Here is a 23,665-nt window from a genome sequence, read left to right on the forward strand (position 1 = left end):
CCATAACATCATGACTTCAGAAGCCATTCTCAACGCGCCCCTGTTTCCGGGCGCGGGTCCCGACGACGCGCAGGCGTCGCGCGGCGACGAGTATGTGATCAGCGGCAGCAATCCGCTGGTGGCGGCCGCCAATCCGCTGCTCGATCTGGTGCCGCAGATCCGCAACACCGTGTCGCACCCGTCGCCCGCCATGTTGCGCGAGCAACTGGTCGACGAGGTGCGGCAGTTCGAGTTGCGCGCGCAACAGGCTGGCATCCCCAATGAAACCATCCTGGGCGCGCGCTATTGCCTGTGCACCGCGCTCGACGAGGCCGCGGCGCTGACGCCGTGGGGCGGCGGCGGGGTATGGTCGGCGCACAGCCTGCTGGTGACCTTCCACAACGAGACCTGGGGCGGCGAGAAGTTCTTCCAGCTGCTGGCCAAGCTGTCGCAGAATCCGAGCCAGCACCTGGACCTGCTCGAGCTGCTGTACTACTGCCTGCTGCTGGGTTTCGAGGGCCGCTATCGCGTGCTCGACAATGGCCGCTCGCAGCTCGAGACGCTGCGCCAGCGGCTGCTGCGCATCCTGCGCGGGGCGCGCGGCGAATACGCGCGCGAGCTGTCGCCGCACTGGCGCGACGCGCCCGCGCAGGTGGCCACGCGGCGCCTGCCGGTGCCGTTGTGGGCCTATGCGGCGCTGGCCGGCGTGATCGCGCTGGCGATCTACTTTCTGTTTTCCTGGCGCCTCGGCACGGTCTCCGACACGGTGTTCGCCTCGGTGAGCGGCGTGCGCACGCCGCGCCTGGAGCTGGCGCGCGCCCAGGTCCAGCCCAAGCCGGCGGCCGCGCCCCGGCTGGCCGAGTTCCTCGCGCCCGAGATCCGAGAAGACCTCGTCACGGTGCGCGACGAGGCCGACCGCAGCGTGGTGGTGCTGCGCGGCGACGGCCTGTTCGACTCGGGCGCCGCCACGGTGCGCGAGCGCTACATGCCGGTGCTGGCGCGCGTGGCCGACGCGCTGCGCGAGACGGAGGGCAGCATCCTGGTGAGCGGCTATTCCGACAACGTGCCGATCCGCAGCGCCCGCTTTCCGTCGAACTGGCACCTGTCGCAGGCGCGTGCCGATGCCGTGAAGGACATCCTCGAAGACCGCCTCGACAATCCGCGCCGCGTGCGCGCCGAGGGCCGCGGCGAGGCCGATCCGGTGGCGCCCAACGACAGTGCCGCCAATCGCGCCCGCAACCGGCGCGTCGAGATCACCTTGCTGGTGCCGCCGCTGCCGCGCGCGCAGACCGTCGAAGGAGCCGCGCGATGATTCACCGGTTTTTTGGATTTTTGATGAGCCGGGGGTTGTGGAACTTCCTGGGCCTGGTGGCGCTGTCGCTGCTGATCTGGGTGGCGGGCCCGTTGCTCGCGATCGGCGCGCTGCGGCCGCTCGAGCCGGCCCCGTCGCGCCTGATCCTGATCGGCGTGCTGTTCGGCATCTGGCTGCTGCGCATCCTGTGGCGCAAGTGGTGCCAGGGACGGTTGAACGCGCAACTGCTGGGGCAGCTGCGCCGGCCCGCGGGCGAGGCGCGTGCCAAGCCCGAGGATCCGGTCAACCCGGAGGTCAAGGAGCTCGAGACGCGCTTCGACGAGGCCGTGGAGCTGCTGCGCCGCACGCGCTTCGAGCACGGCGACAAGCCCGGGCTCATGGCGCGCTTCTCGCGCCAGTATCTCTACCAGCTGCCCTGGTACGTGTTCGTCGGGGCGCCCGGTTCGGGCAAGACCACGGCGCTGGTCAACTCGGGCCTGAACTTCCCGCTGGCCGACCGCTTCGGCAAGGAAGGGCTGCGCGGCGTGGGCGGCACGCGCAACTGCGACTGGTGGTTCACCGACGACGCGGTGCTGCTCGATACCGCCGGTCGCTACACCACGCACGAGAGCGATCCGATCGGCGACGAGACCGAATGGAAGGGCTTTCTCGTCCTGCTGCAGCGCTTTCGCGGGCGCCAGCCGATCAACGGCGCGATCCTGACGATCAGCGTGGCCGACCTGCTGTCGGCCTCGGACACCGAGCGGGTGCAGCAGGCCGCCGTGCTGCGGCGCCGCCTGCAGGAGTTGCGCGAGCAACTGGGCATCCAGTTTCCGGTCTACGTGCTGGTCACCAAGACCGACCTGCTGAGCGGCTTCGAGGCCTACTTCGAGGCCTTCGGGCGCGAAGACCTGGAGCAGGTCTGGGGCTTCACGCTGCCCTATGCGCGCTCGCAGGAGGCCGACTTCGATCTGTACGAGGCCTTCCATGCCGAGTACCGGCTGTTGCAGCGCCGCCTGGACGACGCGCTGCCGGAGGTGCTGGCGGCGCAACAGGACGAGGGCGGGCGCGCGCTCGCCTACATGCTGCCGCAGCAGTTCGCCAGCCTGCAGGGCGTGCTGGGGCAATTCATCAGCGACGTGTTCTCCTCCACCCGCTACGAGGCCCGGCTGGTGCCGCGCGGCGTGTACTTCACCAGCGGCACGCAGGCCTCGGGCGAGGAGACCTTCGACCAGGTCACGGGCCGGCTGCGGCGCTACCTGCGCCTGGACGGCACGCTCGACAGCAGCGCCAACCATGGCGAGGCGCGCAGCTTCTTCCTGAAGAACCTGCTGCAGGAGGTGATCTTCAAGGAGGCGGGCCTGGCCGGACGCAACCTGCGCTGGGAGCGGCGCTACCGCCGTGTGCACTGGGCCGGCTATGCGGCCATCACCGCGGTGCTGCTGGCGCTGCTGGTGGGCTGGTTCGTGAGCTACGGCAACAACACCCGCTATCTGGCGGAGATCGAGCGCCGGGTGCCGGTGGCCGACAAGCTCGGCCAGGACCTGAAGATCACCGAGGCGGGCGACGTGCTGGGCCTGATGCCGTTCCTGGATGCGCTCTGGTATCTGCCGCAGGGCGCCGACTTCGACCTCGATTCGCCGCCCTGGAGCTACCGCTTCGGCCTGTATCAAGGGCAGAAGATGCAGGCGGCGGCGCAGGGCGTGTATCGCAACACGCTCGACCAGGTGCTGCTGCCGCAGGTGGCGCGCCGCATCGAGACCGCGCTGCGCGGCGCCGCGCCCGACGATCTGGAGTACGGCTACGAGGCCCTGCGCGCCTATCTGATGCTGTACGAGACGGATCACTACGACGCGGACTTCATGCACGCCTGGCTGCTGTCGGACATGCAGAAAACGCTGCCCGAAGGCTATACCCGGCGGCAGTACGACCTGATGTCGCTGCACCTGCGCAACCTGGTGCAGAACAAGGTCATCGTCTCGCCGTTCCCGAAGGACGAGGCGCTGGTGGCGAAGGCGCGCGAACGGCTGGCCGGCTACACGCTGGCGCAGCGCTCGTACAGCCGGGTGCGGCGCCTGCTGATCGGACACGACGCCGCGCCGGAGACCACGGTGCTGACGCTGGCGGGCGGGCAGGCCGGGTCGGTGTTCGTGCGCAAGAGCGGCAAGCCGCTCAGCCAGGGCATCCCCGCGCTGTACAGCTACGAGGGCTACTGGAAGGTGTTCAATCCGCGCGTGGGCCAGGTGGCGCAGCGGCTGCGCAGCGATGACGCCTGGGTGCTCGGCATCAAGCCGGGCAGCGTGCAGGAACGGCTCGGCGCCGACACGCTGGTGAGCGACATCCGCAGGCTCTACATGAATGACTATGTGAAGCACTGGGACGACTATCTGGCGGATGTGAAGCTCGCGCCCAGCACCTCGCTGCTGCAGAGCATCCAGACCTCGCGCACGCTGTCGGCGCCGGATTCGCCGCTGGTGAAGCTGGTGCAGGGCGTGGCGCGCGAGACCACGCTGCTGCGCGAAGCCGATGGCGGCGCGCGCTCGCTGGTGGACGAGGCCAAGAGCCGGGTGAGCAGCACGCGCGACACGCTGGAGCAGCTGTTCGGCCCGGTGGGTCCGACCAACGGCGTGCGCACGGACGCGTCGCAGGACAAGCTCGAGACCATCGTCGACCAGCACTTCGAGCCGTATCGCCGGCTGGCCAGTGCCGATGGCAACGGCCAGAGCCCGATCATCGCCACCTCGGGGCTCATCAACGAGCTCTATACCTATCTCACCGCCTCGGATGCCGCGCTGCGCAGCGCCAATCCGGCGCCGAGTTCGGACGTGGTGACCAAGCTGCGCGCCGAGGCGGGCCGCATGCCCGAGCCGGTGCGCGACCTGCTCAACGGCCTGTCGGTGAATGCGTCGGGCGAGGTGTCGGGGGTGGTGCAGGACCAGCTCAATGACGAGGTGGCGGCCACGATCGGTGTGTTCTGCCGCCAGTCGATCGCGGGGCGCTATCCGTTTTCGGCCGGCGCCACCCGCGACGTGGCGCCCAACGACCTGGCGCGGCTGTTCTCGCCCAATACCGGCATGATGGACGACTACTTCCAGAAGCGGCTGGCGACGCAGATCGACGTGTCGGGCCAGCGCTGGCGCTTCAAGCCAGGCATCGACGGCAGCCCGGGCAAGCATTCGCCGGTGCTGGACATGTTCCAGCGCGCGGCGGTGATCCGCGACGTCTACTTCTCGGCCGGCAGCGTCACGCCGCAGTATCGCGTGTCGATCCGCCCGGTGGAGATGGACAGCAGCATCACGCAGTTCCTGATGGACGTGGACGGCCAGCTGGTGCGCTATGCGCATGGCCCGCAGGTCGCCACGCAGGTGCAGTGGCCGGGCCCGCGCGGCTCCAACCAGGTCCGCATCGAGCTGCAGCCGCAGACCGGCGCGGCCGGCATGGCCGCCAACGGCCCCTGGGCGCTCAACCGGTTGCTCGACCGCGCCAAGCTGGCACGCGGCAGCGCACCGGAGACGGTGCTGGCCACCTTCGACATCCAGGGCCGCAAGGTGGTGCTGGAGATCACGGCGAGCAGCGTGAAGAGTCCGTTCAATCTGGCAGAAATGCGGGGGTTCGCATGTCCCGGGCGGTCGTGATGGCGGGCGCGGGCGCGCTGGGTTGGTACGGCAAGCTGCCGGCCGCGGGCGATTTCGTGCACCGGCGCCTGCCGCGCGAGCTGATCGCATGGTGGGACAAATGGCTGCAGCACGGCCTGGCGTCGCTGCGCGCCAGCGTGCTCGAAGACCAGGCGCAGCGGGCCTATGCCGGCGCGCCGATCTGGAATTTCGCGATCCCGGCCGGGCTCGGGACCGGGCTGGTGCAGCTGGGCTGCATCGGCCCGAGCCGCGACCGGGTGGGGCGCAGCTATCCGCTGTGCGTGATCTCCTACCTGGATCCGGCCGAGTACACGCCGGCCCTGCTGGACGCCGCGGGCGCCTTTTACCGGCAGGCGGGCGCGGGGGTGATGGGCGCGGTGCGCCATGGCCGCGCGCCCGAGCAGCTCGACCAGCTGCTGCTGAACCTGAGCCTGCCGCGGCCCGGGCCGAGCGCGACGCCGGGCAACGACATCATGGACATCCTCAACGCCGGGCTCGGCACGCCCGCCGCGCCGAGCGCGCCGACGGGCACGGGCTGGGCCGAGCTGCCCGCGTGCTTCAACCCCGATTCGCACACCAGTTACTGGTGGACCAACCAGGCCGATGGCGCGGCCCATCACACCTATGTGCACGGAGGGGCGCTCAACGCCACGCTGTTCGGAAAACTGTTCTGGCCCATGGGCGCCGGCTGGCGCGCCTGACAGGAGATACGTATGTCGACCCAACCGCAGGCCGGCCTGCTTCGACTCGATACCTTGCCCGCGGTGCTGCGCGGCGGCGTGCCGCAGGCCCGCATTGCGCGCGTGCTGGACGAGCTGCGGGCCTTGCTCGCACCGCTGCACGCCGAGGGCCGCGCGCATGGCGCGGTCGCGCCCAACAGCATCGGACTGGACGCGCAAGGCGGCGCGCATCTGCTCGCGCCCGCGAGCGCGGCCGCCGAGCCGATGAGGCCCGATGCGGCCACGCCGTTCCAGGCGCTGGAGCAGTTCAGCGACGATCCCGAGCTGCGGCCGGGACCCTGGACCGACGCCTACGCGCTGGCCGCCGTGGCCGCGCTGATGGTGAGCGGCGAGGCGCCGCCCGCGGTGCCGAGCCGCTGCGTCAACGACACCTGGTCGCCGCTCGCGGGCCGCGTGAAGGGCTACGAGCCGGCGTTCCTCGCGGCGCTCGACCGCAACCTGGCCCTGCCGCCGCAGGCGCGCGACCCGCAGGCGCTGGCCGGCTGGGGCATCACGGCCGCGTCGGCGCCGGTTGCGGCTGCAACCGCCGCGGTGGCCGCGGCGGCAGGCGGAGCGGCCGTCGCGGCGGCGCCGGCCGGGACGGCGCCGGCAGGCGTGGCTTCGGCAGCCATGCCGCCCGCCGCGGCGCCGGCCGCCACGCCGGTGGCGGCGCCGCCGCGTCCGCAGGAGCTGGTGCGCCCGGCGCACACGCACGACTCTGAAATGGCGGAAGAACCGGCGCCGGTGCGCAAGACAGCGGACGCAGTGGAACCGGTTGCGCGCGCAACGGCATCCGCCGAGGCCGAATCCGGCGCGGCGCTGGCAGCCGCCGCAACCGCCGCCCCAGCCGCCGATCGCCCACCCGCCGCCCCGGCCGCGCGGTCGCGTCGCACGCATGCGCCGTGGCTGATGATGGCCATGGTCGGCGCGGCGCTCGCCTTTGGCGTGGTGCTGTGGCTGCGCGGCGGCGACACGGCGCTGCTGCCCGATCGCGTGGCCCGGACGGGCGGCGACAGCGGCGAGCGCGACGCGATGCCGCCCGAACCGCCGCCGCTCAGCGCGGCCAACAACGTGCCGAGCCGCGCGCCGACGGCCGGCGGCGACGCCTCGCCCGGCGCGGCGCCGCGTCCGGACGCGCGTCCGCAGGCCTCCCCGGATCCGACGACGCCGGCCGGCGCGGGCAACGGCGCGACGCCGGGCGCCGCCACCGATCCCGCCGCGGGCAATCCGAGCGCCGCGACCCCGCCCGCAGCGGGCGCGGCCACGCCCTCGAACGCGGCCGGGGCGCCACCGCCCGACCCGGTCGCAGGATCGCCTGCCGCAGGATCGCCTGCCACCCCTCCCGCAGCCGGTGGGGCAGCGGTGTCCGGCACGCCGGCCCCGGACGCGCCGCCGACCCAGCCGCCCGCCGCAGGCACGGCCGCGCCAGGCGGCGCCGACCCGGCGTCCGCCGGCCCCTCGACGACCAGTCCCTCGACGACCAGCCCCGCCAGCGCCGCGCCGCAGCCGGCGGACGGGACGCTCGCCGCCACGCCGGCCGACACGCCGGCGCCGGCCGCACCCGACGCGCTGGCGGGCGGCAATTGCACGGCGCCGCTGCGGCTCAACATCCAGCCCTGGGGCGAGGTGCTGGTCGACGGCACCGCGCGGGGCGTGAGCCCGCCGCTGCGGTCGCTGTGCCTGCGGCCGGGCCGCTACGTGATCACGGTGCGCAACGGCAACCTGCCGCCCGCCACGCAGACGGTGCAGATCCGCAACGGCCAGGGCGCCTCCGTGTCGCACACCTTCCAGTGAGCGGCCCGGCTTGATCCGGCGCAAGCCGCGGGCGGGCGGGCACCGCACGCGGCGCGCCGGCGTGGTTATGCTGGACGCAGACGCGCCTCGCGCCGCCTGCCCGCAACCCCGCACCGAGCCCTTACGCCATGAACCTCGACATCCGCCCGTAACAGCCGCAAGACGACGCCGCCATCGATACGGTGATCCTGGCCGCCTTCGCCGCCAGCCCCTACAGCAGCTACACCGAGCACGAGGTGGTGCGCAAGCTGCGCGCGGCGGGCGCGCTGGCGCAGTCGCTGGTGGCCCGGCTCGATGGGCAGGTGGTGGGGCACGTGGCGTTCTCGCCCGTGCGCATCGCGGACGGCAGCGAAGGGTGGTGGGGGCTGGGCCCGATCGCGGTGAACCCGGCGCACCAGGGCCTGGGCATCGGCGGCGCGCTCATGCTGGCGGGCCTCGAAGGGGCCCGGGCCGCGCAGGTCGGCGGTTGCGTGGTGCTGGGCGACCCGGCGTTCTATGGGCGCTTCGGCTTTGCGCCCGACCCGGATCTGGTGCTGGCCGGCGTGCCGCCCGAGTTCTTCCAGGTGCGGCGCCTGCGCGACGCCCACGCGCGCGGCGAGGTGTTCTACCACCCGGCGTTCGACGGGGCCTGAGCCTCGGCGGCGCCTCGCAAGGGCCCCGTCCGACGGGCGTCCGATCAGCGTGCTGCCAACGGCCCCTCGCCGCGCCACCGGCGCCCCGACACGCCCGGCCTCAGGCGCGCAGGCGCTGCGGCGCCGGCGCGTGGCCAGCCACGGCCTGGGTGCCCGGCATGGCCGACAGCAGCTCGCGCGTGTAGGCGTGGCCGGGCCGCTGCCAGAGGGCGTCCGGCGTGCCCTGGTCCACGATGCGGCCGGCCTGCATCACCAGCACGCGGTCGCAGAAGTAGCGCACCACCGACAGGTCGTGCGAGATGAAGAGGTACGACAGCCCGAGCTCGGCCTTCAGGTCGGACAGCAGATTGAGGATCTGCGCCTGTACCGACACGTCGAGCGCCGACACCGGCTCGTCGAGCACCAGCAGGCGCGGCCGCGCGATCAACGCGCGCGCGATGCCGATGCGCTGGCGCTGCCCGCCCGAGAACTGATTGGGATAGCGGCGCGCCGCGTCGGCCGGCAGGCCCACCTGGCGCAGGATCTGTTCGACGCGGGCGGCGCGTTCGTGGCGGTCGCCCACGCCGTGCGCCTGCAGCACCCCGCCCAGAATGCCGCCCACCGAGTGGCGCGGGTTGAGCGAGGCATAGGGATCCTGGAACACCATCTGCACCTGGCGCCGCCAGGGCTTGAGCTGGCGTTCGTTCAGGCGCAGCAGATCCGTGCCTTCGATCAGGGCCGTGCCTGCGTGCGCGGGCGTCAGCCGCAGCAGCGTGCGCGACAGCGTGGACTTGCCGCAACCGGACTCGCCCACCAGGCCCAGCGTCTCGCCCGGCCACAGGTCCAGGTCCACGCCGTCCACCGCCATCACCGCGTTGCCGCGGTGCGCATAGCGGGTTTGCAGCCCGCGCACGCTGAGCAGCGGACCCTCCGCGGCGGCAGCCCGGGGGACGGCGGTCGCGGTCGCGGCCGCGGGCGTCACCACCGCATAGTCCTGCGCCGCGCCGTCGGGCCCGCGCCGCACGCGGATCTCCGGCAGCCGCGCGTCGCGCGCGCGCAGTTCCGGGCGGGTATGCAGCGACGCGGCCAGCAAGCCCTGCGTATAGGGATGGGCGGGCCGCGCGTAGAGTTGCGCCACCGGCGCCGACTCCACCGCGCGTCCGTCGTGCATCACGATGACCTCGTCGGCGCGCTCGCGCACCACGCCGAGGTCGTGCGTGATCAGCAGCAGGCCCATGTCGAGCTCCTGGCGCAGCTCGTCGAGCAGACCCAGGATGGCGGCCTGCACCGTCACGTCGAGCGCGGTGGTGGGCTCGTCGGCCACCAGCAGGCGCGGCCGGCAGGCGATCGCCATGGCGATCATCACGCGCTGGCGCTGGCCGCCGGAGAGTTGATGCGGATAGTCGTGCTGGCGCTGCGCCGCGCGCGGGATGCGCACCCGCTCCAGCAGTTCGAGCACGCGCGCCTGCAGCGCGGCGGCCGGCAGGTCTTCGTGGCAGCGTATCGCCTCGGCAATCTGCTGCCCGACGGTGTGCACCGGGTTGAGCGAGGTCATCGGCTCCTGGAAGATCATCGCGATCTCGCCGCCGCGCAGGCGCCGGAAGGCGGCCTCGTCGAGCGTGCCGAGTTCGCGGCCATCCAGGCGCACCGAGCCCGACACGGCGGCGCCGGGCGCGAGCAGGCGCAGCAGCGCCAGCGCGGTGGTGGACTTGCCGCAGCCGGACTCGCCGACCAGCGCCAGGCTGCGGCCGGCGGCCAGCGTCAGGTCGAGGCCGCGCACGGCGTGATGATGGCCGCCGGGCGTGGCGAAGCGTACCTGCAGATCGCGCACTTCCAGCAGGGCGGGGGCGAGTGTCATCGAGCGGTCTCCGGGCTCAGCGCGCGAGGCGGGGATTGAAGGCGTCGTTGGCCGCGTCGCCGATCAGGTTGAGGGCCAGCACGGTGGCCACGATCGACAGGCCGGGCAGCGCCGCCAGGTACCAGGCGGTGCGCAGCATCTCGCGCGCATCGCCGATCATGCTGCCCCACGACACCACGTTCGGGTCGCCCAGGCTCATGAAGGACAGCGCCGACTCCATCAGGATGGCGTTGGCCACCAGCACCGAAGTGGTCACGATGATGGGCGGCAGCGCGTTGGGCAGGATTTCGGCCAGGATGATGCGCAGGTGGCCATAGCCCTGGCTGCGGGCGGCCAGCACGAACTCCGCGTGCACGAGCGAACGGAACTCGGCGCGCACCAGGCGCGCCACCACCGGCCACGACGACACCCCGATGGCGAGCGCGATGACCCGCACCGAAGGCTGGTAGATCGCCACCAGCACGATGACCAGCAGGAACGCGGGCACCGTCTGGAACAGCTCCGTGACGCGCAGCAGGACGCGTTCGGTCCAGCCGCCGAAATAGCCGGCCGCCGCGCCCACGGTCACGCCGATGCCGAGCGCCAGCGCGGCCGCCGTGAGCCCCACCAGCAGCGACACGCGCGCGCCGTGGGCGAGGCCCGCCGCCACGTCGCGGCCCATGGTGTCGGTGCCCAGCGGGAAGGCCGGGTCCTGGCCGGGCCAGGACAGGGGCGTGCCCACCATGTCGAGCGGATCGCCGGGATAGAGCCAGGGCGCGGCCAGCGCGGCGGCGGCCACCAGGAGCAGCAGGGCCAGGCCCGTCAGCCCGGCCGGGTTCAACACATATCGGCCCAGCGCATGGGCGCGCCAGGCATGGGCGCGCGGCAGCGCGGGTGAAGCAAGCATCGTCATGTTCAGGCAGTCCGGGAAGGTTCAGCGGGCGCGCACGCGCGGGTCCAGGGCGGTCTGGGCCAGGTCGACCAGGAGGTTGGCCACGATCACCAGCAGCGAAGACAGGATCAGGATGCCCATCAGCACCACGTAGTCGCGCGCGGACACCGATTCGTAGGCGAGGCGGCCGAGACCGGGCCAGCTGAAGACGGTCTCGACCACGACCGCGCCGCCGAGCAGCGTGCCGAAGTTCAGGCCCGCCACGGTCAGCACCGGCATGAGCGCGTTGCGCAGGATGTGGCGCAGCGTCACGGCAAGCGGCGCCACGCCCTTGGCGCGTGCCGTGCGCACGAAGTCCTGGCGGCTGACCTCCAGCATGGCCGCCCGCGTCAGGCGCGCGAAGATCGCCACGTAGAAGCCCGCCAGCGCAAGCGTGGGCAGCACCAGATGGCGCGCCACATCCAGCGCGTGGGCCCAGGCGCCGGTGTCGGCCGCGCCGATCGTGCTCACGCCGCCGGGCGGCAGCCAGCCCAGCTGCACCGACAGCACGATGATCGCCATCAGGCCGAGCCAGAATCCCGGCGTCGAATAGAGCAGCAGGGCGGCCAGCGAGAGCAGGCGGTCGGGCCAGCGGCCGACGTGGCTCGCCATCAGGGTGCCCAGCACGATGCCGGCCAGCAGCGCGGTGCCGAGCGCCGTGGTCATCAGCAGCGCCGTGTTGCCGAGCCGGCTGCCGATGAGGTCGGCCACCGGCGTGTTGTAGCGCGGTGACACGCCCAGGTCGAGGCGTGCCAGGTGGCCCAGATAGTTGCCGAGCTGGCGCAGCACGGGCAGGTCCAGCCCGAAATGCGTGCGCACGGCCGCCATGCTTTCGGCCGTGGCCGAGCCCGATTCGGCCGCGATCACGTCCGCCGCGTCGCCGGGCACGGCCTGCATCAGGAAGAAGCTCAGGAGGATCACGCCGGCCACGGTGGGCAGCGCGTGCAGCACGCCACGCAGGGCGGCGCGCGGCAGCGCGAGCAGGCGGGAGGGGCACGTCGGAGTGGCGTCGGCGGACATAAGCATCCAGGGCGAAGGACAGGGGAGCGAAGGGCGATCGTAGAAGCGCGCCGGCGCGCAGGGCTACGAAGCAAAGCGCATATGCAAAGTCGGAAGCGTGGGGGTTGGCCGTCCGGCCGGGGCGGGGCGCTCGCGGTGGCGGCGGGCGGCGGGGGCGGCGGGCCGTGCGCGGCGGCCGGAGCCGCGCATATCCATAGTTGAAAGCCTTCTTTGTCGCCGTGCTGGACGCCTTGCACGATGTGCGCACTCTCCCGTTTTCTCCCCCGAGGTATCGCACTCATGGCAAAACAAGAACCCACCCGCCGCCTGGCCCGATTCGCGCGCCGCTTCGCATTGCGCAGCGGTGCGGCGCTCGGCCTGTTGGTCTGCATGGGCCTGGCGCACGCGGACGCGACGCAGGACAAGATTCGCGAAAAGGGCAAGGTCACGATCGGCGTGCTCGTCAACGGCGGCGTGTTCGGCTCGATCGATCCGGCCACGCAGCAGCTGGTGGGCTGGAACCCCGAGCTGGCGCGCAAGCTGGGCGAGGGCCTGGGCGTGCCGGTCGAGCTGGTACAGGTGCAGACCGCCACGCGCGTGCAATTCCTGCTCTCGGGCAAGGTCGATCTGCTCATCGCATCGATGGAGCTCAATCCCGAGCGCGCGGAGAGCCTGGGCTATGCGCCCACGCCTTTCTATCGGGTGGGGGGTGCGGCCGCCACGCGCAAGAACAGCGGCATCAAGACCTGGGAAGACCTGCGCGGCAAGCCGGTATGCGTGTCGCAGGGTTCGAGCTTCGCCAAGCCGCTGGCCAATGACTACGGCGCCCAGGTCAAGGGCTACAAGAGCTCCTCGGACTCGCTGCTCGCGCTCAAGGGCGGCCTGTGCGTGGCCGCCGTGCACGACTCGACGCTCATCCATCCGCTGCTCAGGAGCAACCCGGAATGGGCCGACTATCACGCGCCCATCGCCAGCGAGATCCTGCCGGCCGATTCGGTGGTCTGGACCCGCAAGGGCGAGGCCGACACCATTGCGGCGGTCGACAAAGTGATCCGCGACTGGCATCGCACCGGCTGGCTGATCGAGACCGAGAAGCGGGTCGGCATCACGCCGCCCAATCCGGTGCTGCCCCAGTTGCACGACCAGGTCGTGAAGGGCAGCTGACCATGGACCGCAGAACAGGCATGATCCGGCGCGCCGCGGGTGCGGCCGTCTTGCTGGCCCTGCTGGGCCACGGCACGGCGTGGGCCGATGCCACGCTGGAGAAGATCAAGCAGCGCGGCAAGCTGGTGGTGGGCGTGGACGGCGCGAGCCCGCCGTTCGGCGTGCTCGACCCGGCGACCGGCAAGGTCGGCGGCTTCCAGGCCGAGCTGGGCCAGGACATCGCGCGCCGGCTCGGCGTGCAGCTCGAGACGGTGCCCGTGACGGCATCGACGCGCGTGCAGTTCCTGCAGGCGGGCAAGGTCGACCTGCTGATCGCCAATATCCAGTGGACCCAGGAGCGCAGCGAGATCCTGAGCTACGCGCCCACGCCCTACAACCTCGTGGGCGGCGCGGCGATGGTCTCGAAGAAGAGCGGCATCACGCGCTGGGAAGACCTGCGCGGCAAGGTGGCCTGCGTCTCGCAGGGCAGCAACTATGCCAAGCCGCTGCAGGAAACCTATGGCGCCGTGGTCAAGGGGCTGCGCAACATTCCCGAGTCGCTGCTGGCGCTCAAGGGCGGCACCTGCGACGCGTCGGTGCACATCCAGCCCGCGCTCTATGAAGTGCTGCACGGCAAGAGCGCCGGGGAGTGGACCGCCTTCGCGCTGGCCACGCCCGACCAGCTGATCCCGTCGCCCACCGTGATCTGGACGCGCCGCGGCGAGGCCGACACGCGCGCCTACGTCGACAACGTGATCCGCGACTGGCATCGCAGCGGCCTGCTGGTGAGCGAGGCCGAGAAATGGGGCGTGCCCGCCGACTACCTGCGCCAGTCGCGCGACAAGGCGCAGAAGGGCGAGTTCGACGCCGCCCCGCCCGAAACGCCCAATCCCTGACCGCGGCCCCGCGCCGCACCGCCATTCATCCGGAGCCCGCATCATGACCGCAAGCCTGTTTCCCGCTTTGCTATCCGCCCGCGCCCGTGCCGCCGAGGTTTCGCCCATCGCGGCCGCGAGCGCGCAGGCCGCGCGGCTGCGCGCCGAGGGCCGTTCGATCGTGACGCTGACGGCCGGCGAGCCCGACTTCGATACCCCGCCCGCGCTCAAGCAGGCGGCGCTGGCCGCGATCGCGGCCGGGCAGACCAAGTACACGCCCACCGCCGGCACCTGGGCCCTGCGCGAGGCGGTGGCCCGCGACTACGGCGCGCGCCACGACCTGCGGGTGGAGGCGCGCGAAGTGCTGGTCTCGAATGGCGGCAAGCAGATCATCTACCTCGCGTTCAACGCCACGCTGGACGCGGGCGACGAGGTGATCGTGCCCGCGCCCTACTGGCCGACGTTTCCGGACAGCGTGCGCATCAACGGCGGGGTGCCGGTGATCGTGCCGACCCGCGCCGAAGACGGCTTCAAGCTCACGCCGGCCGGTCTGCGGCAGGCGATCGGCCCGCGCACCCGGTGGCTGATCCTGAATTCCCCCGCCAATCCCACCGGCGCGGTCTACAGCGCCGCCGAGCTCGCCGCGCTGGCGGCCGTGCTGCGCCAGCATCCCGACGTCCTGGTGCTGTGGGACGAGCTTTACGAGCAGGTCTGGTTCGGCGAGGCGCCGGCCCACTGGCTGAGCGTGGCGCCCGATTTCCAGGGCCGCACGCTGCTGGTCAATGGGGTGTCCAAGGCCTATGCCATGACCGGCTGGCGCATCGGCTGGGGCACCGGTCCGGCCGGCCTGATCGATGCGCTGGAGGCGATCCAGTCGCAGGTGTCGTCCGGCCCGAGCTCGGTCGGCCAGGCGGTGGCGCTGGCGGCGCTCGAAGGCGCGGCCGACGCGTTCGTGGTGGAGGCCCGTTCGGCCTACGCGCGCCGGGCCCGCCTCATCGTGGAGGGCCTCTCGACGGTGCAGGGCCTCACGGTGCACGCGCCGGCCGGCTCGTTCTTCGCCTGGATCGGCGTAGCCGGCCTGATCGGCACCCACCGCCCGGACGGCGCGGAGATCCGCGACGACGCCGACGTGGTGCGCTGGCTGCTCGACGCCGAGGGCGTGGCGGTGGTGCATGGCGCCGCCTACGGCCTGTCGCCCTATCTGCGGCTCTCGTTCGCCACCTCCGATGCCCAGATCGAGCTGGCGGTGGAGCGCATCGGCCGCGCGGTGCGGGCGCTGCGGCCCGCGCCTCGCGTGACGCGGGTGGCCGAGGAGGCCGCATGACGCAGGGCTGGCTCGAACAAGGCGTGGCCTGGCTGCGCCCGCTGGGGCTGAACTACGCCTTCGTGCTGGACGCGGGCGAACGTGCCGCGTTCGGCCGCGGCCTGTGGGTGACGCTGCAGCTGTGCCTGGTGTCGATTCCGGTGAGCCTGCTGTTCGGCGTGCTGATCGCCGCCGGCCTCACCAGCGGGCGGGCCTGGCTGGCGCGCCCGCTCTCGGCCTTCGTCGAGCTGACCCGCAACACGCCCACGCTGGTGCAGCTCTATTGCGCCTTCCTGGTGCTCAACATGCTGATCTCGCAGAAGCTGGAAGGCGGCAATCCCGTCACGCCCTTCATGTGGGTGGTGCTGGTGGTGGCGTTGCACAAGGCCGTGTTCCATGCCGAGGCGCTGCGCGCCGGCATCGAGGCCGTGCCGGGCGTCACGCTGGAGGCGGCGCGCTCGCTGGCGTTCAGCCGCGGCGAGATCCTGTTGCGCGTGCAACTGCCGCTGGCGTGCCGCTTCGCGCTGCCGGCCCTGGTCAACAACCTGGTGGACCTGGTCAAGATGACCGCGATCGCCTCCGCCATCGCCGTGGGCGACGTGACCTACGAATCGATCATGATCTGATCGCAGCGCGACAACGTGCTGGAGCTGCTGCTGCTGATCCTGCTGTACTTCGGCCTGCTGACCTGGCTGGTGAGCCTGGCGGGCCGCTGGCTCGAAGACCGCCTGAGGATGCCCGGCTATGGCCAGTGATACCACGCTCACGCTGCCGCGCGGGCGCCGTGCCGGCTCCGCGGTCGCGCGCGCCACGACCGCGATACTGCGCGACGGCTGGGTGCAGCTGCTGCTGGTGCTGCTCGCCCTCAATGCCTGGTGGTATCTCGCCGGCACGGCGCCGGTGGCGGTCGAACGCCTGTGGTTCTGGTGGCCGGCGCTGCTGCGCGGCCTGGGCACGAACATCCAGATCAGTGTGCTGGCCATGGCGCTGGGCACCGTGCTCGGCCTGGTGGTGGGGGCGCTGTCGCTGTCGCCGCTGCCGCTGTTGCGGCGGCTCACGCGCGTCTACGTGCTGGCCTTTCGCAACGCGCCGATCCTGGTGCTGGTGTACTTCACCACCTACGTGTTCCCGTTCGAGATCGGCATCGCGCACTGGGTGGTGCCGTTCCCGGACTGGATCAAGGTCGTGATCGGCCTCGGGCTGCCGGCCTCGGCCAACGTGGCGGAGATCTTCCGCGGCGCGGTGCAGTCGATTCCGAGCGCGCAGTGGGAAGCCGCGCATTCGCTCGGGTTCGCGCGCACGCAGATCTTCCGCATGGTGATCCTGCCGCAGTGCCTGCGTCGCATGCTGCCGCCCTGGATGAACCTGTACGCCAGCATCACCATGAGCACCGCGCTGGCCTCGCTGGTTGGCGTGCACGACCTGGTCGACACGGCCACGGTGGCGAGCAACACGGTGGCGCGGACCGACTTCACCATCCTCATCTACCTCACGCTGTTGGCGCTGTTCTTTGCCTACTGCTATCCCATCGCGCGGCTGACGCGTTACCTGGAGCGGCGCCATGCCCGAATCTGAAGCCCTCGTGCGGCTGTCGAACGTACACCTGGCCTTTGGCGAGAACGCCGTGCTCGACGGCATCGACATCACGGTGCGCCAGGGCGAGGCGGTGTCCATCATCGGCCCGTCCGGCTCCGGCAAGTCCACCATCCTGCGCTGCATCACCGGCCTGTTGCGCCCGCAACAGGGCGAGATCCGGGTCGGCGACGTGGACGTGCACGCGCTGCGGCGCGAGAGCGAGTTCATCGCGCTGCGCAAGCGCGTGGGCTTCGTGTTCCAGCAGTACAACCTGTTCCCGCACATGAGCGTGCTGGAGAACCTGGTCGCGGCACCGGTCAAGGTGGCCGGCGTGCCGCGCCAGCAGGCGGTGCGGCGCGCGCGCGAACTGCTGGCGCGCGTGCGCATGGAGCACAAGGCCGACGCCTATCCGGGCGAGCTGTCCGGCGGGCAGCAGCAGCGCGTGGCCATCGCACGCGCGCTGGCGCTCGCGCCGCAACTGATCCTGTTCGACGAGGTCACCTCGGCGCTGGATCCTGAAATGGTGGGCGAAGTGCTGACCGTGATCCGCGACCTGGTCGACGACGGCCTGACCTGCGTGCTCGTCACGCACGAGATGCGCTTCGCCGAAGAGGTCAGCGACACGGTGTATTTCACCGAGGCCGGCCGCATCGTGGAATCCGGGCCGCCCGAGACCCTGTTCTGCGCGGCGCGCAGCGACCGTACCCGCGCCTTTCTGCAGCGCGCCAGCGGCAGCGCCGCGCCGCGCCGCATCGACCCCTACACCCGCTACACCTTCGATCCCCTGCAACTGGCGGTCTGACCGCCAGCCGACTACGAGGAGCCTTGCATGACCTCAGCACAGCATGCCCCCGCGCCCAGCGCGCGCCGCGCCAGCATCGACGCGGCGCTCGACGACATCCGCCTGATCCTGGCCGCGCAGGCGGTCGAGGGCGGACCGCTCAATCGCGTGACGCTGGCGCGCGTGTCGCTGCGCCTGGAAGCGCTGGCGGCCGAGCGCCACCTGTTTCCCGACGCGGACTTCCCGCCGCCGGCGCCGGGCGACGCCCAGTCGTCGGTGCGCTACCGCCTCAATCCCGACGACGGCGACGACGACCTCGCGCTGTACCTCAACGCCATCAACCCCGGCAAGACGACGGTGCCGCACAACCACACCACCTGGGCCGTGATCGTGGCGCTGTCGGGCGCCGAGCTCAACCGGGTCTATCGCCGCACCGACGACGGCGGCCAGCCCGGCCATGCGCGCATCGAACAGGTGCGCGAGGTGGTGGTGGCGCCGGGCCAGGCGATTGCGTTCCTGCCCGAGGACATCCACAGCATCCATGTGGACGACGGCGCGCCGACGCTGCACTTCCACCTGTACGGCCGCCCGCTCGAGACCCTGTCGGGCCGGATCGGCATCCAGCCCGACACGGGCGCCATCATCAACTACAACGCCAGCCAGATGAGCCCGAGCGTGGAGATCCGAGCATGAGCCGCGACAACGCCCCGCATGACGACGCCGACCTGCGTACCCGATTGATCCACGCCGGCTCGCCCGGCCTGCGCGACGGCGCCGGCCCGGTCAACGTGCCGGTGGTGCGCACCAGCACCGTGCGCTTTGCCGACAGCGACGCCCAGCATCGCCTGCAGGCCCGCCGCGGCGCGGGCGATCGCGTCGCGACCTACGGCCGCCATGGCCTGGACACGCACCAGGCCCTCGAAGAGGCGATCACCACGCTCGAAGGCGGCTACCGCACGCTGCTGGCGCCATCGGGCCTGTCGGCCATCACGCTGGTGCTGCTTGCGCTGCTCAAGCCCGGCGAACATGCGCTGGTGAGCGACAGCGTATATGCGCCGGTGCGCAAGGTCGACCGGGTGCTGCTGGCGCAGCACGGCATCACGCTCGAATACTTCACGCCCGGCCGCGACGCGTTGCCCGAGCTGATCCGCGACACCACGCGGCTGCTATACCTCGAGTCGCCGGGCTCGCTGCTGTACGAGGTGCTGGACCTGCCCGCGCTCGTCGCGCAGGCGCATGCGCGCGACGTGCTGGTCGCCACCGACAATACCTGGGGCGCCGGCCTGTACTACCGGCCGCTCGCGCTCGGCGCCGACATCTCGATCCAGGCGGCGACCAAGTACCTGGCGGGGCATTCCGACGTGATGATGGGCTCGGTCACGGCCGCCAGCGCCGACGTGTTCGACCGCCTCGCGGCGGTGCACGACGCGCTGGGCCTGTCGGTGGGGGCCGACGATGCCTATCTCACGCTGCGCGGCATCCGCACGCTCGACGTGCGCCTGGCCCGCCATCAGGTCAATGCGACCGAGGTGGCGCATTACCTGGCGCAGCACCCGGACGTGGTGCAGGTCTATTACCCGCCGCTGCCCCAGGATCCGGGCCACGCGCTCTGGCAGCGCGACTTCAGCGGCGCCAACGGGCTGCTGACGTTCTCGTTCGCCCAGATCGACCCGCGCGCCGCGGGCGCCTTTGTCGACGCGCTCAGGTACTTCTCGATCGGCGCCTCCTGGGGCGGCTACGAGAGCCTGGCGCTGGAGGCGGCGCCGGAACGCCTGGGCGAGCACGCAAGCTGGCGCGGCGGGCGCAGCGCGGTGCGGCTGCACATCGGCCTGGAGCATCCGGCCGACCTGATCGCCGACCTGGAGCGCGCCTTCGAGGCGGTGCGCGAGCGGCTCAAGCGCAGCGCCTGAGCCGTGCGCCGGGCGGGGCCGGCGCGGCGCGCGCCAGCCTACGCCCGGATATATGGTTAGACCGCGTCGTTCTTAATCCTTCCGCTTATGTAGACCGGATTACTTCCTCTTTGTTTTTCATGGGCTTGCGTGCCTATCATGTGCCTGGTTCAGCAGCAGGAATCCAGGCATGTCATCCATTTTGTCCATCGAATCCGTCCAGCTCTCGTTCCTCGCCCGCCAGGCCGGCGCGGTGCGCGAGTTCTATCGCCACATCCTCGGCCTGAACGAGGTGGCGGCAGAGGGCGACTCGCGCCTGACCTTCGCGCTGGGCAACGCCACGCTCTCGCTCTCGCCGGTGGCGAGCCTCGCCGCGGGCGTGAAGGCCGACTACCTGGCGCTGCGCACCGATGCGTTCGACCAGGTGCGCGACCGGCTGCAGGCCGCGGGCCATCATCCCGTCTGTTCGGTGCCCGACGCGCCCGAGCGCGTCATGTATGTGAAGGATCCCAGCGGCAACCAGCTGGCCTTGCTGGGCTGAGCCCCGCACACCGAACCCACGGCACCCCGATCATGAATTTCCAGCAACTGCGCTCCGTGCGCGAAGCGGTCCGGCGCGATTTCAACCTGACCGACGTCTCCGAAAGCCTGCACACCTCGCAGCCCGGCGTCAGCCGCCAGATCCGCGAGCTCGAGGAGGAGGTCGGCGTCGACATCTTCGTGCGCTCCGGCAAGCGGCTGATCGGCCTGACCCCGCCCGGCGAACTCATCCTGCCGCTGGTCGAGCAGATTCTGCAGGCGGCCGACAACATCCGTCACGCCGGCGCGGAATTTGCGGGCGCAACCACCGGCGTGCTGTCGATCGCGGCCACGCACTCGCAGGCGCGCTATGCGCTGCCGCCGGTCATCAAGGAGTTCCGCACCCGCTATCCCGAGGTCGTGCTGCACCTGCACCAGGGCTCGCCCAAGCAGGTCTCCGAGATGCTGCTCGAAGGCGAGGCCGACATCGGCGTGGCCACCGAAGCCGTGGCCGACTATCCCGGCCTGGTGAATCTGCCGTGCTATCGCTGGACCCACAGCATCATCGTGCCGCCCGCGCATCCGCTGGCGAACGTGGTGGCGCCCACGCTGTCGCAGCTGGCCGCCTATCCCATCATCACCTATGGCCACGGCTACACCGGCCGCGCCCATATCGACGAGGCCTTCGCTCGCGCCGGCATCACGCCCGACATCGTGATGACCGCCATGGACGCCGACGTGATCAAGACCTACGTGGAACTCGAGATGGGCGTGGGCATCGTGGCCTCGGTGGCCTGGGATGCCGAACGCGACACCCGCCTGACCGCCATCGACGCGCGCCACCTGTTCGAGATCAACCTGACCCGCCTGGCCGTGCGCCGCGGCGCCTGGCTGCGCGGCTACGCGTACCACTTCATCGAGCTGTTCGTGCCCACCCTGACCCAGCCGGTGGTGGAATCGGCGCTGCGCGGCGAGGTCATCGAAGACTGATCGTGAGTCGCGATGCACCCGCGCCCGGCCACGCCGCTACAGGCGTGCCGGGCGCGGTGTCCAGGCGCGACGCGCGCGTTACGCCTGGCCCGTGATCGGCGTCCTGCGCACCTCCGACACGTACATGATGATGAGCGAGACCCACACCACGCCGTAGAGCAGCATGAAGTTGCTCGAGCGGATGCCGACGAAGTCCAGGCCGAGGCCGAACAGCAGCGGCAAGAGGAAGCCACCCAGGCCGCCGGCGAGGCCCACGATGCCGGAGACCACGCCCATGTTGTCGGGGAAGTCGTCGGCCACGTACTTGAAGGTGGAGGCCATGCCGAAGGCGAAGCTCATGCCGAGCACGAAGAGCAGGGCGGTGAAGAGCCACAGCGGCAGGTAGAAGTGCAGGTTCATCGCGCCGTCGAGTGTCTTGATGCTCAGCGTGGTGTCGGGATACGACAGCAGGAACAGGCAGATCCAGGCCACCCACAGGCACCACCAGGTGGTGCTGTGGGCGCCGAACTTGTCGGCCAGCACGCCGCCGACCGCGCGCAGCACCGAGCCCGGCAGCGAGAAGCCCGCGGCCAGGCCGGCCGCGGCGGCGATGCCCAGGCCGTACTCGTCTTTCATGTACTGCGGAATCCACAGCGACAGCGCGGTGAAGCCGCCGAACGTGATCGAGTAGTACTGGCAGTAGCGCCACACCTTGGGATTGCGCAGCACCTTGAACTGCGCGCCCAGGCTGCCGCCCTTGGCGCCCGCGCCGGGGTCGGGCGCCGACATGAACCAGAAGATCACCGCCGTCACCAGCAGCATCCCGGCATAGATGCGCGGCACCATGCGCCAGCCGTAGAGGTCGAGCAGCACGGGCGTGACGAACAGATTGACCGCCGCGCCGACGGTGCCCGCGCCGAAGAAGCCCATGGCGAAGCCACGCCGGGCCGGCGGGAAGAAGCGGGCGACGTAGGGCGTGCCGACCGCGAACGAGGCGCCGACCAGCCCCAGGAACAGCCCGATCAGCAGGAATTGCCACAGCGCCGCCGCGTAGGTGACGAAATACACCGGGACCGCGCACAGCACCAGCAGCAGCGTCATCATCAGCCGGCCGCCGTAGCGGTCGGTCCAGATGCCGAGCGGCAGGCGGAACATCGCGCCCGTCAGGACCGGGGTGGACGTGAGCAGGCCGAACTGGAACGCCGACAGGCCGAGCTCTTCGCGTATCGGGATGCCCAGCACGCCGAACATCATCCAGACGATGAAGCAGACCATGAAGGCGAGGGTGCTGGCGTACAGCACCGGATAGGCCTTGGGCAGAGGCTGGTCCATGTTTGTTTCTCCTTGTTGGGGCCAGGGCCGCGGCTCATTGCACCAGCGGGGTTTGCGCGCCTTCCATCGCCACGCCCTCGATGCGGGCCTGGCCCACGAGGCGCTGCAGATACTGCGACTCGGCGCGGCGCCGGCTGGCGGCCTCGAGCCAGCTCGCGATCATCGGGCGCACCGCCTCGAACTCGCTTTGCTCGCCGGCCTGCTTGCGGCCGGTGCGCACGATGTGAAAGCCATGGCGCGTGTCGATCAGGCGCGGCGCCAGGGTGTCGCCGGGCAGGGCGAACACGGCGCGTTCGAACTCTTCGGCGGCATCGCCGCGCCGCAGCTCGCCCAGGTTGCCGCCGCCCGCGCCCGACGGGCAGTTGGAGTAGCGGCGCGCGCTCTCGGTGAAGTCGGTGCGCCCGGCCAGCAGGTCGTTGAGGATGCCGGTGGCGTGCGCGCGCAGCTTCTGCGCGTCGATGCGCGGCGTGAGCTGGAACAGGATGTGGCTCACCTCGACGCTCTCGCCCATCATGAAGCGCTGCATGTGCTGCGCATAGTAGCGCCGGCAGGTGGCCTCGTCGGCCTCGGGCGTGTGCACCTCGGCGGCGAGCACGGCCTGGATGCGGGCCTCCTCGTCGGGCCCGTCGATGCCGAGCGCGTCGGCGCGCTGGCGCAGCAGCTCGCGCAGCACGAGCTCGTGCGCCGCGCTCATCATCGGGTCTTCGGCGTCGTCATGGCGCGGCACCTCGGCCTCGAGCTGCGATTCGGTGATGGTGGTGTGGTTGATGGTGATCATGGCGTGTCCTCAGCGCGAGCGCACCAGCTGCCACGCACGGCCCAGGTAGCCCACCGAGGCAAAGCCGCTCCAGACGTGCACCAGCCGGGTGAACGGGAAGATCACGAACAGCGTCATGCCCAGCACCATGTGCACCTGGTAGACCCAGGGCGCACCGGCGATCAGGTCGGCCGCGCCGCTGCGGAAGGTCACGATGTGCTGGGCCCAGTCGCCCAGCGACACCATCAGCTCGCCGTCGCTGTGCTGGCGCGAGGTCAGGATCGACAGCAGCCCGAGCGACAGCACGATCAGGATCCAGATCAGCGTGAGCCAATCCGACGGGCGCGAGGTGGCGCGCAGGCGCGGTTCCGACCAGCGCCGCCAGATCAGGATCAACAGGCCGGCCAGGCAGACCAGGCCCAGGATGGCACCGACGATGATGGCCATCTGCTGCTTGAAGGCCGTGGTCACGCCGAAGGCGTGGTAGACCGCGGGCGGGGTCAGCAGGCCGACCAGGTGGGTGAAGAAGAGCGAGATGATGCCGAGATGGAACAGATTGCTGCCCAGCCGCAGCGAGCCGCGCTTGAGCAGCTGGCTGGAGTCGCTCTTCCAGGTGTACTGGCCGCGATCGAAGCGGGCCAGGCTGCCCAGCAGGAACACGGTGAGGGCGATGTAGGGATACACCGAGAAGAAGAAGTAATGGAGGTAGTCACCCATGGCCGTCTC

General features: G+C 71.2%; 20 protein-coding genes and 1 pseudogene. 15 read left to right on the forward strand and 6 right to left on the reverse strand.

Annotated elements, in window-relative coordinates:
* The first annotated feature begins 10 nt into the window (after positions 1 to 10).
* From CEG14_RS09455 to CEG14_RS09475, 5 genes are all read left to right on the forward strand, one after another.
* On the forward strand, positions 11 to 1,291 hold the full coding sequence (locus tag CEG14_RS09455; RefSeq protein WP_094826128.1) for a DotU family type VI secretion system protein: 1,281 nt from the start codon (positions 11 to 13) through the stop codon (positions 1,289 to 1,291).
* The gene (gene tssM, locus CEG14_RS09460) at positions 1,288 to 4,905 is read left to right on the forward strand and encodes a type VI secretion system membrane subunit TssM (RefSeq protein WP_094826129.1); all 3,618 of its coding nucleotides are present in this window, start codon (positions 1,288 to 1,290) and stop codon (positions 4,903 to 4,905) included. Before CEG14_RS09455 ends, tssM begins: the two co-directional genes overlap by 4 nt.
* A complete protein-coding gene (gene tagF / locus CEG14_RS09465) occupies positions 4,887 to 5,606 on the forward strand; it encodes a type VI secretion system-associated protein TagF (protein ID WP_094826130.1) in 720 nt (239 codons plus the stop codon). Before tssM ends, tagF begins: the two co-directional genes overlap by 19 nt.
* A gap of 12 nt (positions 5,607 to 5,618) precedes the next feature.
* Entirely contained in the window at positions 5,619 to 7,418 is a 1,800-nt protein-coding gene (locus tag CEG14_RS09470; protein ID WP_094826131.1) for a hypothetical protein, read from the forward strand.
* 182 nt (positions 7,419 to 7,600) lie between these two features.
* A complete protein-coding gene (locus CEG14_RS09475; protein ID WP_256985621.1) occupies positions 7,601 to 8,050 on the forward strand; it encodes a GNAT family N-acetyltransferase in 450 nt (149 codons plus the stop codon).
* A 100-nt stretch (positions 8,051 to 8,150) separates the two neighbouring features.
* On the opposite strand, the gene CEG14_RS09480 is transcribed toward CEG14_RS09475, so the two are convergent.
* The 3 genes from CEG14_RS09480 to CEG14_RS09490 are packed head-to-tail and all read right to left on the reverse strand — an operon-like array spanning position 8,151 to position 11,817.
* Entirely contained in the window at positions 8,151 to 9,887 is a 1,737-nt protein-coding gene (locus CEG14_RS09480) for an ABC transporter ATP-binding protein (RefSeq protein WP_094826132.1), read from the reverse strand.
* 16 nt (positions 9,888 to 9,903) lie between these two features.
* Positions 9,904 to 10,779 carry an ABC transporter permease gene (locus CEG14_RS09485; protein WP_094826133.1) on the reverse strand — a complete coding sequence of 292 codons (876 nt, stop codon included), beginning with the start codon at positions 10,777 to 10,779 and terminating at the stop codon, positions 9,904 to 9,906.
* A gap of 21 nt (positions 10,780 to 10,800) precedes the next feature.
* Positions 10,801 to 11,817, reverse strand: a complete 1,017-nt coding sequence (locus tag CEG14_RS09490) for an ABC transporter permease (RefSeq protein WP_094826134.1) — start codon at positions 11,815 to 11,817, stop codon at positions 10,801 to 10,803.
* Between the two features lie 369 nt (positions 11,818 to 12,186).
* Here CEG14_RS09490 and CEG14_RS09495 point away from each other — a divergent pair, with 369 nt between their 5' ends.
* From CEG14_RS09495 to CEG14_RS09540, 10 genes and pseudogenes are all read left to right on the forward strand, one after another.
* A complete protein-coding gene (locus CEG14_RS09495; protein WP_094827468.1) occupies positions 12,187 to 12,960 on the forward strand; it encodes a transporter substrate-binding domain-containing protein in 774 nt (257 codons plus the stop codon).
* A gap of 2 nt (positions 12,961 to 12,962) precedes the next feature.
* Complete coding sequence (locus tag CEG14_RS09500) at positions 12,963 to 13,835, forward strand: transporter substrate-binding domain-containing protein (RefSeq protein ID WP_373454185.1); 873 nt, start codon at positions 12,963 to 12,965, stop codon at positions 13,833 to 13,835.
* 43 nt (positions 13,836 to 13,878) lie between these two features.
* Positions 13,879 to 15,138: an aminotransferase class I/II-fold pyridoxal phosphate-dependent enzyme gene (locus CEG14_RS09505; protein WP_094826136.1), complete on the forward strand. Its 1,260-nt coding sequence runs from the start codon at positions 13,879 to 13,881 to the stop codon at positions 15,136 to 15,138.
* Positions 15,135 to 15,872 (forward strand): annotated as a pseudogene (locus CEG14_RS09510) (amino acid ABC transporter permease). Before CEG14_RS09505 ends, CEG14_RS09510 begins: the two are co-directional and overlap by 4 nt.
* Entirely contained in the window at positions 15,862 to 16,692 is an 831-nt protein-coding gene (locus CEG14_RS09515) for an amino acid ABC transporter permease (RefSeq protein WP_094826137.1), read from the forward strand. Before CEG14_RS09510 ends, CEG14_RS09515 begins: the two are co-directional and overlap by 11 nt.
* Positions 16,679 to 17,494: an amino acid ABC transporter ATP-binding protein gene (locus CEG14_RS09520; protein WP_094826138.1), complete on the forward strand. Its 816-nt coding sequence runs from the start codon at positions 16,679 to 16,681 to the stop codon at positions 17,492 to 17,494. The genes CEG14_RS09515 and CEG14_RS09520 overlap by 14 nt, the downstream gene beginning before the upstream one ends.
* A gap of 27 nt (positions 17,495 to 17,521) precedes the next feature.
* Entirely contained in the window at positions 17,522 to 18,166 is a 645-nt protein-coding gene (locus tag CEG14_RS09525; RefSeq protein ID WP_094826139.1) for a cysteine dioxygenase family protein, read from the forward strand.
* Positions 18,163 to 19,383: a cystathionine beta-lyase gene (metC, locus tag CEG14_RS09530; protein ID WP_094826140.1), complete on the forward strand. Its 1,221-nt coding sequence runs from the start codon at positions 18,163 to 18,165 to the stop codon at positions 19,381 to 19,383. The genes CEG14_RS09525 and metC overlap by 4 nt, the downstream gene beginning before the upstream one ends.
* A gap of 169 nt (positions 19,384 to 19,552) precedes the next feature.
* Positions 19,553 to 19,903, forward strand: coding sequence for a VOC family protein (locus CEG14_RS09535; RefSeq protein ID WP_094826141.1), 351 nt, complete (start codon positions 19,553 to 19,555; stop codon positions 19,901 to 19,903).
* A 32-nt stretch (positions 19,904 to 19,935) separates the two neighbouring features.
* Complete coding sequence (locus CEG14_RS09540) at positions 19,936 to 20,871, forward strand: CysB family HTH-type transcriptional regulator (protein WP_094826142.1); 936 nt, start codon at positions 19,936 to 19,938, stop codon at positions 20,869 to 20,871.
* 78 nt (positions 20,872 to 20,949) lie between these two features.
* On the opposite strand, the gene CEG14_RS09545 is transcribed toward CEG14_RS09540, so the two are convergent.
* The 3 genes from CEG14_RS09545 to narI are packed head-to-tail and all read right to left on the reverse strand — an operon-like array spanning position 20,950 to position 23,656.
* Positions 20,950 to 22,182 carry an MFS transporter gene (locus CEG14_RS09545; protein WP_094826143.1) on the reverse strand — a complete coding sequence of 411 codons (1,233 nt, stop codon included), beginning with the start codon at positions 22,180 to 22,182 and terminating at the stop codon, positions 20,950 to 20,952.
* A 34-nt stretch (positions 22,183 to 22,216) separates the two neighbouring features.
* Positions 22,217 to 22,960: a peptidylprolyl isomerase gene (locus CEG14_RS09550; RefSeq protein ID WP_094826144.1), complete on the reverse strand. Its 744-nt coding sequence runs from the start codon at positions 22,958 to 22,960 to the stop codon at positions 22,217 to 22,219.
* Positions 22,961 to 22,969: 9 nt separating this feature from the next.
* Positions 22,970 to 23,656: a respiratory nitrate reductase subunit gamma gene (gene narI / locus CEG14_RS09555; RefSeq protein WP_094826145.1), complete on the reverse strand. Its 687-nt coding sequence runs from the start codon at positions 23,654 to 23,656 to the stop codon at positions 22,970 to 22,972.
* Positions 23,657 to 23,665 lie beyond the last annotated feature (9 nt).

This window comes from Bordetella genomosp. 1 (assembly GCF_002261335.1).
Taxonomy (GTDB): domain Bacteria; phylum Pseudomonadota; class Gammaproteobacteria; order Burkholderiales; family Burkholderiaceae_B; genus Bordetella.

Coding starts and splice junctions, on each gene's coding strand:
- CEG14_RS09520 (WP_094826138.1), top strand. CDS start 16,679: ATGCCCGAATCTGAAGCCCTCGTGCGGCTGTCGAACGTACACCTGGCC.
- CEG14_RS09550 (WP_094826144.1), bottom strand. CDS start 22,960: ATGATCACCATCAACCACACCACCATCACCGAATCGCAGCTCGAGGCC.
- CEG14_RS09535 (WP_094826141.1), top strand. CDS start 19,553: ATGTCATCCATTTTGTCCATCGAATCCGTCCAGCTCTCGTTCCTCGCC.
- CEG14_RS09545 (WP_094826143.1), bottom strand. CDS start 22,182: ATGGACCAGCCTCTGCCCAAGGCCTATCCGGTGCTGTACGCCAGCACC.
- CEG14_RS09480 (WP_094826132.1), bottom strand. CDS start 9,887: ATGACACTCGCCCCCGCCCTGCTGGAAGTGCGCGATCTGCAGGTACGC.
- tagF (WP_094826130.1), top strand. CDS start 4,887: ATGTCCCGGGCGGTCGTGATGGCGGGCGCGGGCGCGCTGGGTTGGTAC.
- CEG14_RS09455 (WP_094826128.1), top strand. CDS start 11: ATGACTTCAGAAGCCATTCTCAACGCGCCCCTGTTTCCGGGCGCGGGT.
- metC (WP_094826140.1), top strand. CDS start 18,163: ATGAGCCGCGACAACGCCCCGCATGACGACGCCGACCTGCGTACCCGA.
- CEG14_RS09540 (WP_094826142.1), top strand. CDS start 19,936: ATGAATTTCCAGCAACTGCGCTCCGTGCGCGAAGCGGTCCGGCGCGAT.
- CEG14_RS09490 (WP_094826134.1), bottom strand. CDS start 11,817: ATGTCCGCCGACGCCACTCCGACGTGCCCCTCCCGCCTGCTCGCGCTG.
- narI (WP_094826145.1), bottom strand. CDS start 23,656: ATGGGTGACTACCTCCATTACTTCTTCTTCTCGGTGTATCCCTACATC.
- tssM (WP_094826129.1), top strand. CDS start 1,288: ATGATTCACCGGTTTTTTGGATTTTTGATGAGCCGGGGGTTGTGGAAC.
- CEG14_RS09495 (WP_094827468.1), top strand. CDS start 12,187: ATGGGCCTGGCGCACGCGGACGCGACGCAGGACAAGATTCGCGAAAAG.
- CEG14_RS09485 (WP_094826133.1), bottom strand. CDS start 10,779: ATGACGATGCTTGCTTCACCCGCGCTGCCGCGCGCCCATGCCTGGCGC.
- CEG14_RS09470 (WP_094826131.1), top strand. CDS start 5,619: ATGTCGACCCAACCGCAGGCCGGCCTGCTTCGACTCGATACCTTGCCC.
- CEG14_RS09500 (WP_373454185.1), top strand. CDS start 12,963: ATGGACCGCAGAACAGGCATGATCCGGCGCGCCGCGGGTGCGGCCGTC.
- CEG14_RS09515 (WP_094826137.1), top strand. CDS start 15,862: ATGGCCAGTGATACCACGCTCACGCTGCCGCGCGGGCGCCGTGCCGGC.
- CEG14_RS09505 (WP_094826136.1), top strand. CDS start 13,879: ATGACCGCAAGCCTGTTTCCCGCTTTGCTATCCGCCCGCGCCCGTGCC.
- CEG14_RS09525 (WP_094826139.1), top strand. CDS start 17,522: ATGACCTCAGCACAGCATGCCCCCGCGCCCAGCGCGCGCCGCGCCAGC.